The 465-nt window shown below is 66.2% G+C and carries 1 protein-coding gene; it reads left to right on the forward strand.

The window, feature by feature from the left end; all coding sequences use genetic code 11:
• On the forward strand, positions 1–465 hold a 465-nt coding region (locus tag RM704_RS44685), incomplete at both ends, for a chorismate-binding protein (RefSeq protein ID WP_311593611.1).

The raw sequence follows: 465 nt of genomic DNA on the forward strand, positions 1-465 counted from the left end.
GAACACGAGCTGGCGGTGGCCTCGGTCACCGGGCGACTGGCCCAGGCCGGGCTGACTGATCCTGTCATCCGCGGTCCTTTCCGTGTGGAGCTCCCCAATGTCGTCCACTTGGCGACCGATGTCACCGCTAGGGTGAACGGCTCCAACGCAGCGCGCATCGTCGATGCAATGCACCCGACCGCCGCCGTGTGTGGCACCCCCCGCGAGGCCTCTTACGAGCTCATCGCGCAGATAGAGCACTTGGACCGGGGACGGGTCGCCGGGCCGGTGGGCTGGATGAGCTCGGACGGGTCGGGACAGTGGGCCCGAGCGCTGCGCTGTGGACAGTTCAGTGAGGACTCGCGCCAGGTGAGAATGTTCGCTGGAGCCGGAATCTTGCCAACCTCTGACCCTGCTAAGGAGTGGATCGAGGTTGGCGCCAAGATGGAAGCCTTCGGCGACGCCCTGCCCAACGGTCAGGTGAGT

Origin of the sequence: Streptomyces gottesmaniae, assembly GCF_031845845.1 — a bacterium.
GTDB lineage: Bacteria > Actinomycetota > Actinomycetes > Streptomycetales > Streptomycetaceae > Streptomyces > Streptomyces akebiae.